The 11,867-nt window shown below is 38.4% G+C and carries 12 protein-coding genes, 1 pseudogene and 1 riboswitch; of the genes and pseudogenes, 2 read left to right on the top strand and 11 right to left on the bottom strand.

The annotated features are described in order from the left end of the window. Positions 1-21: 21 nt before the first annotated feature. The 7 genes from FZC76_RS11590 to FZC76_RS11560 all read right to left on the bottom strand — a co-directional run bounded on the left by FZC76_RS11590 (position 22) and on the right by FZC76_RS11560 (position 6,837). Positions 22-936, bottom strand: coding sequence for a MerR family transcriptional regulator (locus FZC76_RS11590; RefSeq protein ID WP_148988333.1), 915 nt, complete (start codon positions 934-936; stop codon positions 22-24). 117 nt (positions 937-1,053) lie between these two features. Beyond that, a complete protein-coding gene (locus FZC76_RS11585) occupies positions 1,054-1,830 on the bottom strand; it encodes a metallophosphoesterase (RefSeq protein WP_148988332.1) in 777 nt (258 codons plus the stop codon). 68 nt (positions 1,831-1,898) lie between these two features. Next, a complete protein-coding gene (locus FZC76_RS11580) occupies positions 1,899-2,354 on the bottom strand; it encodes a DUF2663 family protein (protein WP_187442047.1) in 456 nt (151 codons plus the stop codon). A 579-nt stretch (positions 2,355-2,933) separates the two neighbouring features. Then, the gene (locus FZC76_RS11575) at positions 2,934-3,635 is read right to left on the bottom strand and encodes a LysM peptidoglycan-binding domain-containing protein (protein WP_148988330.1); all 702 of its coding nucleotides are present in this window, start codon (positions 3,633-3,635) and stop codon (positions 2,934-2,936) included. Beyond that, entirely contained in the window at positions 3,625-4,245 is a 621-nt protein-coding gene (locus tag FZC76_RS11570; RefSeq protein WP_148988329.1) for a CPBP family intramembrane glutamic endopeptidase, read from the bottom strand. The genes FZC76_RS11575 and FZC76_RS11570 overlap by 11 nt, the downstream gene beginning before the upstream one ends. Continuing rightward, entirely contained in the window at positions 4,242-5,774 is a 1,533-nt protein-coding gene (locus tag FZC76_RS11565) for a RecQ family ATP-dependent DNA helicase (protein WP_148988328.1), read from the bottom strand. Before FZC76_RS11565 ends, FZC76_RS11570 begins: the two co-directional genes overlap by 4 nt. Next, entirely contained in the window at positions 5,746-6,837 is a 1,092-nt protein-coding gene (locus FZC76_RS11560) for a helix-turn-helix domain-containing protein (protein WP_187442046.1), read from the bottom strand. The genes FZC76_RS11565 and FZC76_RS11560 overlap by 29 nt, the downstream gene beginning before the upstream one ends. A gap of 251 nt (positions 6,838-7,088) precedes the next feature. Between FZC76_RS11560 and FZC76_RS11555 the strand changes: the two genes are divergently transcribed. After that, on the top strand, positions 7,089-7,337 hold the full coding sequence (locus FZC76_RS11555) for a ferredoxin (RefSeq protein ID WP_010194489.1): 249 nt from the start codon (positions 7,089-7,091) through the stop codon (positions 7,335-7,337). A 59-nt stretch (positions 7,338-7,396) separates the two neighbouring features. On the opposite strand, the gene FZC76_RS11550 is transcribed toward FZC76_RS11555, so the two are convergent. Then, the gene (locus FZC76_RS11550; RefSeq protein WP_148988326.1) at positions 7,397-7,981 is read right to left on the bottom strand and encodes an ECF transporter S component; all 585 of its coding nucleotides are present in this window, start codon (positions 7,979-7,981) and stop codon (positions 7,397-7,399) included. A 178-nt stretch (positions 7,982-8,159) separates the two neighbouring features. Continuing rightward, positions 8,160-8,295, bottom strand: a riboswitch (FMN riboswitch). Between the two features lie 196 nt (positions 8,296-8,491). Between FZC76_RS11550 and serA the strand changes: the two genes are divergently transcribed. Beyond that, positions 8,492-10,066: a phosphoglycerate dehydrogenase gene (serA, locus tag FZC76_RS11545; RefSeq protein ID WP_148988325.1), complete on the top strand. Its 1,575-nt coding sequence runs from the start codon at positions 8,492-8,494 to the stop codon at positions 10,064-10,066. A gap of 61 nt (positions 10,067-10,127) precedes the next feature. On the opposite strand, the gene FZC76_RS11540 is transcribed toward serA, so the two are convergent. From FZC76_RS11540 to FZC76_RS11535, 3 genes and pseudogenes are all read right to left on the bottom strand, one after another. After that, positions 10,128-10,940, bottom strand: a complete 813-nt coding sequence (locus tag FZC76_RS11540) for a histidinol-phosphatase (RefSeq protein ID WP_148988324.1) — start codon at positions 10,938-10,940, stop codon at positions 10,128-10,130. A gap of 96 nt (positions 10,941-11,036) precedes the next feature. Then, a complete protein-coding gene (locus FZC76_RS23035; RefSeq protein WP_187442045.1) occupies positions 11,037-11,204 on the bottom strand; it encodes a hypothetical protein in 168 nt (55 codons plus the stop codon). A 17-nt stretch (positions 11,205-11,221) separates the two neighbouring features. After that, a pseudogene (locus FZC76_RS11535) lies at positions 11,222-11,836 on the bottom strand (3-hydroxybutyrate dehydrogenase); the annotation flags it as partial. Positions 11,837-11,867 lie beyond the last annotated feature (31 nt).

Here is an 11,867-nt window from a genome sequence, read left to right as displayed (position 1 = left end):
TTGTTATTGTTAGGGATGAATTCAGTTCATTCTTACTCTCAGCCAATCTTCCCATTCTTTCATTGAATTTCCAATCAAATGTTCCTTGTATTGGCTTTTTTTATTTTCAGGCATTTTATCCACAGCTGTACCACCCAAACCAATTATCAGCTCCGGATATTGTTCTTTAAGTGATGTCACTAACTCTAATGTTTTTGGCAGATTGATGGATAGTGTACATGATAGGAATAGAAACTTAGGTTGTACTTCTTTTAGAACAACATGTATATCATCATCGGCAATACTTGTACCTAAATATATTGTTTCAAACCCTTTTCTACGTACAAACAATGTGTAGATTAGTAAACCAAGCTCATGCCATTCTCCTGGTCCGCACACTGATACGGTTTTAGGAAGGAACCCATTAACAGGTAATCCATGAAGAATCATTCCTATTCGAGAACGTAAAAATGCAGATGCAAAGTGTTCATGGGCACTAGATATTTCATCATTCTCCCACATGTCACCAACCTTCACGAGCAGCGTCCCCAAAATATCTATCAAAACTTTTTCTACAGAATATAAGCTAAATATTTTATCCATTAATTCGTGCGCTTGACCTTCATTAAACTCTAATAGAGCTTCTAGCAACTGGTTTAGCAAATCAGTAGATAAATCTTCTTGATCCGTATGATGTGGAGAATCTGATTCCAAAAGAGCCTGATTGTTTTTTTCAAATAGTGAAACGGCTTGACTGATGGTAAACCCTTTATTTACCCTCTGAATCAACCATTTTAGTATTTTAATATGCTCTTCGGTGTATAAACGGTGCCCAGATTCGTTCCTTACGGGCGCTATAATCTGATACCTTCTTTCCCATGCCCGTAATGTACCCGGTTGGATACCCAGCATTTTGGATGCTGCCTTAATATTATATTTACCTTCGTTATTTGCCATACAGATCCCTTTCTCTCTTTGCAAAATCATTACTTGCATTATATAGTACGAATGTTGTTGTGTAAACTTTGTATAGGTTTTGAATAGGCTGACACCAAAAAAAGCGGCACCTGGAAATCAGGCATCCGCTCTAGTGGTAATGGTTAATATATGTGTTTCAGGTGGAGCACCGAGTCTTAACGGCACCAAGGATGTTCCAAAGCCATTACTAATTAACTGTGTTGTATGATGCATTTGAGTCAGTCCTCCTCTTTCATGGGGACCGAAACCGAATATCCTAATTTGCCCACCGTGAGTATGCCCACTTAAAACCAGGCTAATTTTTTCCTTCTCTGTAAACTTATCAACTATCTCAGGTTCATGACTGACCAAGATTTTAAAACTGTCTCTCTTTGTTTCTTCTAGAGCGGTTTCAAGCTCGTCCCGTTCATGTACCATATCGTCCACACCCACTAACTCAAGCATATGTCCTTGTTCACTTTCAAATAAATAGCTCGAGTTATCCAGTATTTTCACTCCGTGGTGAAGAAGAAGGGAGTCTAATTCGTGATAATCGACCTCGTAATCATTATTTCCCCATACGAAAAAAACAATGCCCAGTTTCTTTAGTTGTTTGATATTTTCTGAAACTTGCTCTAAAGGTACCTTCTTTTCTGTTAAATCTCCACCTATAATGACCAAATCTATGTTGCTAATCTTATCAATGAATTCTGAATTAATTTTACGTTTGTGAATGTCGGAGATAAAAAAGATCCTTATTTTACCAAAACTTTCCGGAAAATCTGGAAAAGCCAGCGTTTGCTCCATAATATTTTCTTGTGTTGCTTGCTTGTTCATATAAAAAAGAAGTGATACTCCAAAAAGAGCTACCACTCCAAGTAGAATCCAAATCATATTGAAGTTCCCCTTTTGCACATGTTTGTTAATTAACTATATCATAATCCTTGGAAATTGCATTACACTCACTTGGTTTCATGATATAAATTAATATCAAACTCTTTTTTCATGAGATCAAAGACGTGGTGTCTTTGCTTCCAATCAGCCGGTTTCGACCAATAGTCGTCACTGCGTTTTACCATTTCTTTTCTAAGGTCATGATATTCCTTTTCTGCTTTATCTTTTTTATATAGTAGGTATTTAATCATCCCAATTTGATAAGTAATAAACATGACAATCCAAAAGTGAATGGAACGATCAAAGAAATAGGAAATGCTTGCTGAAGAAGAAGAAAACTGTTTAAAAATAAAAAAATAAATGTAAGTTAAAAAAAGGCCTAAAGTAATGCAACAGGAGATTCTCCATCTCCACTCCCGCTTCTTAAATGTATCTTGTTTACGCTTTTTGTCTACTAAGAGTTGTAGTGTTTGTTTTGTAGCTTCGTCTGTATGGTGATTTAGCGTCTTTATTACATGTTCCAATGTGATCCCCTCTTTCCAACCTGTCCTACTAGAAAACTATGCAAGACACACCCACTCTATGATTTACTAATGAAGAGAATTAGGGCATTAGAAAAGACCGAGCAGAAAATCACTCGGTCTTTAAAAGCGAAAATTTTTAGTTATTGGTTAATCACCGCTGTTCCTTTTCGCAAATAGCTATGCTTTCCACGGGGGGCGACCTCGAGCCTCCTCGGCAAGCCTGCGGGGTCTCAACATTGCCGCTACTACCCCGTAGGCGCAGGCAAGGCCACTGAAAAACTGATAACGTAAATTTTTTTATAATTCATAGCTGTTGCTTGTAGCAAAAGGCGGAAACTCCTGAGGGAGATAGCGCTAGGTGGAGACCCCACAGGCGTAGCCGAGGAGGCTCCAGCAGCGCCCCTAGGAAAGCGAAGCCATTTGCGGAAATCAACAGCGGAGTCTAAACAACATAAAAAATATAAGACTTTTTCAGTGGCCTCGGCGCACGGCGAGGAGGTTCACGGACCGCCCCCAGGCAAGCGAAGCGCATGGAACGGAAATCACCGACACCCTGTCTTCCTTCTCATTAGATCAATGTTATCTATTTATAGGAATGAGAAGCTTTTGACCGACATTAACTTGATCGTTTACAAGGTTATTGTGGTCACTTATGATTCTTTCTCCTTCTCTGCTGCTGAAGTATTTCATGGAAATGCGATAAAGTGTTTCACTTTCTTGGACAATATGCTCTACATAGGTCACATTTGATGGTTCTTCTTCCACTTCCTCTTCCGTTACATCATTTTCTTCGGTTTCCGGTTGTGATACAGGCGTTGAATCTGTTTGATTAGTAGAACTTTGATTCTCTTTATTATCTGCAGTTTTTCCAGTGCCCTCTGCATCATTTCCTTGATTTGTACTTTCATTTGATTCTTTTTCTTCAGTAGACATCTTTTCAGCATCTACTGGGTCTTTCTCCTCTTCCTTATCAGCTGGATCTACAGTACTTGCAGAAACATTCGTAGGGATGGAGATTTGCTCTACGTTTTTAACTGCAGGTGTAAACATCTTGTCTAAGAAATTAGTTTCCTGATTATTAAAATGAATGGCCATAATACTGATTGGAATCAACAAAAACAATACACCTATTAGTCTGACGAACGGAAAGTTCACTTTCCACTTTGTTTTCTTGCTTCGTTTTTGTGCGTGAAGTTCACTTCTAGATGGAAGTTTGTTTGCTTCTTTTTGTACTTCTTCCCGTAAGCCGTCTGCTTGGTCTAAACCACTTTTATTCTCCATCTCTCTCCACTCCCATCTTCCACTTATTTTTATTTTTTATATAGTCTGCTCTTATCTTGTAGGCGAGCAACATATCAATTAGAAAATGGGCCCAAATTGTAACCCATAAACTTCCTGTGACTTCGTAGGTGTATCCCAATATAAAGCTGATAATGACGACCGAGATGAACAATACCCATTTATGTAAATACCTGATATGAAGTACTGCAAACAAAATACTAGCAACCCATATGCCAAAATGAGTTTGAATTACTCCTCGAAAAAGGAATTCCTCTGCAAAGGCTATAATGAATGCCAAAAAGATAATGTGCGGCAATGACCTTGTCTGAAACATTTTCTCATTAATACCGCCGTCATCTAAAAGCCTTTTAGGTACCAACTTCATGAGTACAAGATCAACGCCTACCACAATAAGTGCGACGACTGTCCCAATGACAAAGATGTTTATGGGCTGCCATGCAAATATTTCTCTAACGGATTGCATACTGGTAAACAAAAAATAGGCTAATACTATTCCAATAACGAAAAAAGCAATCTGAGAAAGATAAAGATGATATAAAAGCTCTCTCGCATTCATATGTTTAATAATTTCTGCTTGTCTGTTCTTCAATTCTCATCTTCCTGCCAAAATATTTTTTTCAAAACCTTTTCCCAGCTTACAGGTTCATCAAAATTACTAGTTGGTGTGTTTTTTAATTTTTTACTATAAATGTCCAAAATCAATCCACAGTTATCACAACATTGTTCGATACGATTGGACATGTTTTCATCGAAATATAAAAGCAATTCTTTTCTCCTGCAAAGAGATGTAGTAGTCCATTTATTAAATTCCTCAAGCTTGGAACGTTTCATGGAGGTTCGCTTTTCAATCCTGCTTTGTATCTCAAATATGCATTGTTCAAGGGAGGTGATATTGAGTTTTCCGTGTCTTTCTAAGAACTCATTTAGTTGAAAAAAGAGGTACCTCCAATGGGACTCTTGCTCTGGGTATTCTTCTATCCATACTTTCATTTGTTGCTTTGATAAAGATTCAATTTCAACATACTTCTTCACCAGGTTTTGTAGGATAAATGACACCCACTGCAGGTCAGGTAACTCATTACCAATAATAAACTCTGGTAACATCGCATCTTCCTTACTTTTCAGCAAGAGCGCAATACTTTGGTTTCCCCCTCTTCCTGCACGACCAATTTCCTGCACATAAGACTCCATCTGAGTTGGCTGGTGGTAGTGAAGAACATATCGAACATTACTTTTATTGATGCCCATTCCAAAAGCACTTGTACAGCAGATTATATCTATCTGATCCATCAAAAACTGTTGTTGAATCAAAATCCGTTGTTCTTGTGTTAATCCAGCATGATAAAACGCGATCTTATTTATTCCATTTTCTGTAAGATACGCGTATAACTCTTCCGTTTTTGTTCTGCTTGAAAAATAAATAATACCTGGGGGTTGCAGATCAGTAACCAATTCCAAAAGTCTTTCCTTCTTTTGTTGAATATTGATGACTTCTTCCACTTTTAAAGCTATGTTTGGCCTGTCCAGTGAATTGATATGAAAAACAGGGTCTGACATGCATAAAAATGTTTGAATATCTTTAATGACGGCTTTAGTTGCTGTAGCAGTCAGAGCCAAAGTTGGTGGCTCCCCAAGCAATTTCTTAACCGTTCCCAATTTTAGATAGTCTGTCCGAAAATCATGCCCCCACTGGGATACACAATGCGCTTCGTCCACTACAAACATATCAATACGTACTGATTGAAGTTTCTTAATCCATTTATCTACCTGAAGCATTTCTGGTGAAATAAAAAGGTATTTATAAGAATTCAGGTCGATGGACAACAGCTTTTCCTTTTCAGAGTAAGTTAAAAACGAATTTAATGCGACGACACTCTTTTCTCCACTTGATCTCAGTTGTTGTACCTGGTCTTCCATTAGCGATAATAGAGGGGAAACTATGACGACAGTGCCACGAAGAGCGTAGCCTGGCAGTTGATAGCATAGAGATTTACCCCCTCCTGTAGGAAGTAACGCAATGACATCTTTTTTGAATAGGACATCCTGAATAATTTCCTTTTGTCCCGGTCTAAAAGAAGAAAAGCCTGTTTTAACTTCCAGCAGGTTGTCTAGATTCATCGCTATCCCCCATCCTCGTTAACACTAACCTTATTTGAAAATAACTAATATCCTGGTTGTTTAACTTCTCTTTTATTTTTCGAAGTTGGTGTGTTTGCAAATCATCTATAACAGCTTTGATTGCTTGAACGTCGGCCTCTTTTAGATAAGGAGTTATCGAAAAATCTTGAATCTGCATGGCAATCTCTACAATGTGATCTTCAATGGTACTTTCCTTCAATCTCCGAATATTGGCGATTTCCCCTAGAGTGAGTCCTTGGTGAAGCAGCTTCAAACTTTTTTGTGTCGTTCCGGTAAGCAGTGGTCTCTCCAGCAAATCGCGACAAATTAAAAAGAGATGTTTGTATGTTGACGCAGCATCTTTTTCCTCTAAGTGTTGAATAATATAGTGCAGAGCTGATTGAAACTCTACATGAATCCATGTAATGTCTTTTTTTAAGGTTCTGGCTATTTGTTCATCTGTATTTCCTGCATGACGATATCCAGATAGTTTGAGTGCAAAGACAGTTGCCTGATTAGTCGGCAATTGCGTCAGCAAACCTTTCGTTTCCATAAACAAATCATTTAACAACCGTATCTTGGAACTGCCTTTTTGACAAAACAAAAAATTTTTTACCCAACTCTGGACATGATCCTCATACTGAATAGGGATAAAAGTGCTTTCTTTTCCTGCCAGATTAGACAAAGTTTGAACCAGCAGTGAATATCTCTTCCAAAATGTCAAACTTTTATCTTTATATGCATATCCATTTAAATAGGGAGCTAAATAAAAAAGTTTTTGGCCTTTTGATAACTGCATTTTCCCTTTGTGCGTAAGTTCAAAATGCTCGCTATGTATTTCACGTATCAGTTGTTCAGCCTGTAGTAAATGTATTGATTGTTGAAGGAAATTTCTGTTTAAATCGGGTAAAAGTCCATAAACATTCACCAAAGCGAAGATATTGGCATCCTGTATAGTTTGAGAAGATTTCTTACCTCTAAACAAATGGTATATCGCTGAAATGCTTCTTTCTCCTCTAAATGATTGAAGACATTTCAGACACAAATATTCGAATGATTTCATCAAAATTCTACACCTTTCTTCCCCTACAGACATTTTATCAAAATTTTGTAAAGGATGACATGTTTATCACATCTTTTCGTCGGGTAATCTAACAATATGTTTCAAAACCCTTGTGTGATAAGCATTCTCATTGAGTTTTCTATTGAAAAGTTGGGTAAACAGTTTTACAATATATAATATGAGGAATTGGTTTCCATCTAAATATTGGAAATCATTTAATTGACTAGTTACTATTTGGGAGGTTTATTTTCATGGCAAAATACACGATTGTTGACAAAGATACTTGTATCGCTTGTGGAGCGTGCGGTGCTGCAGCTCCAGACATCTATGATTACGATGATGAAGGTATTGCATTCGTAACACTTGATGACAACCAAGGAATTGTAGAAATTCCAGACGTACTTGAAGAAGATATGATGGACGCGTTTGAAGGCTGTCCAACTGATTCAATTAAAATTGCTGATGAGCCATTCGATGGCGATGCTTTAAAATTTGAATAGTAAATAACAAGAAGCCCCAATCCATTTCAGGATTGGGGCTTCTTTTAATGAGTATTTATTTATATATTCTTTGTTTCTAACTGACGGTCAAGCCAAATTGCAAGCTTCTTATATAACAATAAGAACAAGAAAGTAACAATCAGCCCTTTAATTATATTAAATGGAAGGATCCCCTTCACAATTCCTTCAATCATCTGAGCAGAAGACCCGGATGGTACATTGAGGAAATATGTGAATGCGGGTAGGAAGATATAGTAGTTGAGCACACTCATGATTAATGCCATGGAAACTGTACCAGCAACCAAACCTAACCCTAATCCTTTCGTTGTACGGATCTTATTAAAGATGAAATAAGTCGGCAATATAAACAAGATACCTGCTGTAAAATTAGCCAATTGTCCAACAGGAACTCCTGTCATGCTTCCTTGTACGATATAATGCAGGATATTTTTTATTGCTTCGACTGTGATTCCTGCAACAGGTCCAAAGATAATGGCTGCCAGTAATGCTGGGACGTCACTGAAGTCCACCGATAAAAATGGGGGCAACAATGGCAGTGGAAAGCTTAGCCACATAAGCAGGTACGAAATACCACTCAACATCCCTACTGTAACCATTTTTTTGACGCGTTTTGATTGATTCATTTTTCTTCTCTCCTTTTCAAATGGAGATCCACCTCGTACGAAAAGAGAGAATTCAAAGATGTATGTTTACTTCTTGATGCCCAGCCACGCAAATAACCGCTTGTCAAAAGAACAAACGGGAGTACGAAGGCATCAGGAAATAAGCATCGAAAGTGAAGAGTTTTCGACAACTTTGAACCTCCATCTTCTCCCATCCAGACTATACTGTCGGCTTTGGAATCGCACCAAATCCTGCCCCAACATCAGGCTCGCGGGCTTAGAGAATACCTCTCATCACCGCCGATCGGGAATTTCACCCTGCCCCGAAGATAGATCATATTATTAACTTACGATTTTATTATACTCAAAAAATAGTAAAAAGGGAAGAGAAATGAACTGTTATTCATTTTTATAGGGAAATTGAAACAATAAGCGCTTACATAGGTTCGACCTGTTGTAAAGTTATTGACAGTCCCTCTGATAGATGATAAATTATCAGAAATTTTATATATTTTTGGAGGGATTGCATTTATGTTTCATGTGCTCGTTGCAGATTCTATAAGTTCAGATGGACTGACTCCGCTCTTAGAAGCGGAAAATATTAAAGTATATCGGAAAGATCGTGAAGGAGATAACTACAATCCAGATGAAATCGATGCGCTACTCGTACGAAGTGCTACCCAGGTGGATGATGCCCTTCTCTCTTCCCTTCCCAATCTCAAAGTAGTCGCCAGAGCAGGAGTGGGCGTAGACAATATTGATATAACCGCTGCAACAAAAAGAGGCATAGTCGTGATAAATGCACCCGACGGTAATACGATATCCACTGCAGAGCATACTTTTGCCATGATTTCTTCATTAGTTCGCCATATTCCTCAAGCAAATATGAATGTGAAAGGCTCCCAATGGAGCAGAAAAAAGTTTATTGGCACTGAGCTATTTGGAAAGACCCTTGGAATTGTGGGATTTGGCCGTATTGGCGGTGAAATTGCCAAGCGTGCAAAAGCTTTTCAAATGAAAGTAGTAGTTTATGATCCGTTTTTAACAGACACTCGGGCTGAGAAATTAAGTGTCACCTCCTTATCTTTAGATGAGGTGATGAAGCAAGCAGATATTATTACTGTACATACCCCTCTTACGAAAGAAACGAAAGGTTTATTTAATAAAGAAAATATCCCTCAATTAAAGAAAGGTGTTTATCTTGTTAACTGTGCCCGTGGTGGAATCATTGATGAAGAAGCATTACTTCACCATTTAAACACAGGTCATGTTGCTGGTGCCGCTCTTGATGTTTTTGAAGTGGAACCTCCAACCAATTATGATCTTGTCCAGCATGAGCATGTAATTGTTACGCCGCATCTTGGGGCTTCCACCAAAGAAGCACAATACAACGTAGCTTATCAAGTTTCAAAAGATGTGCTGGCCTATTTAAATGGCCAATCTGTTAATACAAGCATCAACCTGCCTACCATCCCAAAGGAAATTTACAAAAAGATTCAACCGTTTTATCAACTTGGAAAAACGTTGGGGTCTATCCTTTCACAATCAGCGAAAACACCAATTGAAGAAATTACTGCAACCTACGCCGGAGTAATAACAGAATGGGAAACATCCATTTTGACTAAAAGTATTATAGCAGGATTCTTGAGAAATCGTGTCGATACGACTGTCAATGAAGTGAATGCTGCTACCATTGCGAAAGAACGTGGCATCAGTTATGGTGAAAAACATCAAACAGATAGTTATGGATACTCCAATATCATTCAAGTCGAGGCACGGGGAAAAGATGTAAACTTAGTAGTAAGGGCGACTTTCATTGAAGGTTTTGGTGCAAGGATTGTTCATATGAATGGATTCGATATTGACTTTGCACCTAGTGGGCATTTGCTATATGTACAGCATACGGATCGTCCCGGTGTAATCGGGCAACTCGGTCTCATTTTCGGTAAACATGAAACTAATATTGCGACGATGCATGTGGGCCGGATGCTCCAAGGCGGTAAAGCCATTATGATGCTTTCTTTTGACCAACCGCTTGAAAAAGTGCTTGTAGATGAAATCCTTCTCATACCGGATATCTCCTCTGCCATTATTTTAGAGCTATAGCCCGAAAAATGATCCCCTTACATAGGTAAGGGGATTACTTGTTGTCATAGAGGAAGAATGATTAACCCAATTCCATTTCTGTCCGTTCGCCTCTGTTAAAGGTCATAACTGTTTTGTAACCTATCTCTTTGGCAAGTTCAATCGCTTGGTCATAATCTGCACCTACATGTTCAGGTATATGAGCATCCGAGGAAAGCACAATCGGCACCCCTTTTTCATGACACATCTTCAATAACCGTTTATCAGGGTATAGTTCCCCAACAGGCTTCCTGAGTCCAGCTGTACTGATTTCCACACATGTTTTTGAGTTGGCAAGTGCAGAGGCTGCTCGATCATATTGCTCCAATAGAAACTCCTCATCTTTTGGAACATATTTAAAAATTTTTACCAAATCGAGGTGTCCAATAATATCAAACATATCTGACTGGGCTAAGGTGACAACTTGATCAAAATATTTGGTGTATACCTCATTGGTATCGCGGCGATCCCATTCTTTACGAAACTCAGCCAAGTCAATCCCAAAGTCTTCTACCCAATGTATGGAACCGATCACATAATCAAAAGGATATGTATCAATAAATTTTTTCATCTCCTCGTGCTTGCCAGGTGTATAATCCATCTCTATGGACATTTTCACATTGATTCCTTCATTCCACGCCTGCTGAAAAAGTTGATAATAATCTGCCATATCATAGTATCTCCGTTCTTCCACCCACGGATTACTGAGGATATCTTTGGTTTGATAGAAATGATAGGCATGTTCTGAGATGCCAAATTCGTGAATGCCTTTTTGTTGAGCTACTGTCGTAAATTGTTTCAAATAATCTAACGTTAATGTTCCTCTCTCCAGATGGTTATGATAATCAGTCAGCATAGTAATATATCCCCTCGCTTCTTTTTTGCTAATTATACTATTTATCCAGAGAATGTTGGTACATATTTTCAAAAAATTCACAAAGAAAAAAGATGCTTAATCAGCACCTTTTTCCTCATCATTTAATAGCGGAGTACTATCTCCCAAATTGTATAAGCTGCCGTCCTCATGATCTGAGTCATGATAGAATTGCTGCTCAAGTTTCATGTTTGTAGCCGTGATTTCTTCCTGCGCCCTCAGCTTCTCTTTGGATTCCTTTTTCATTCCCTCACCTCTCCATTCTATTGTGCGGTGTACCCACCATCCATGACAACCGCTTGGCCAGTAACACCCTTCGCCTTATCACCTGCTAAAAACAATGCATAGTCCGCAATCTCATCTACCGATAATAAACGTTTCTGTGGAACAAGCGGATAGATAACCAATTCTAACGCTTTTTCTAATGGAATATTAACTGATTTCTCCACATAACCAGGGCATAATGCATTCACTGTAATGCCATGCTCCGCCCCTTCTAATGCGGCTACTTTCGTTAAGCCGACTACTTCATGTTTCGCACTGTTATACCCCGCTTTACCGGCAAAACCAATCAATCCATTAATGGATGCCATGTTTAGTATTCTTCCAAATCCGTTCTTTTTCATTAATGGAAAGACATGTTTTTTAGCCATAAATGGAGCAATGAGCATTATTTTTAGCAGCAGCTCATATTTTTCTGTAGAGAACTCTTCAATCGGCCCAACGTGCTGCATCCCTGCATTATTTATTAAGATATCTACGGATCCAAAATGTTCATAAGTTTGGTCCAAAGCGCTCTTTATTTCTTCTTCGTTTGTTACATCACATTTTACTCCGAATACTTGATGTCCTTTGTCCTTCAATTGCTTAACTGCTTTTTCTATTCCTTCTTACCGTTTTTGATTTTCT

Source organism: Sutcliffiella horikoshii, assembly GCF_008180725.1.
Classification (GTDB): domain Bacteria; phylum Bacillota; class Bacilli; order Bacillales; family Bacillaceae_I; genus Sutcliffiella_A; species Sutcliffiella_A horikoshii_B.
The sequence above is the reverse complement of the archived record's forward strand: the minus strand, read 5'-3'. Positions and strand labels throughout refer to the sequence as shown.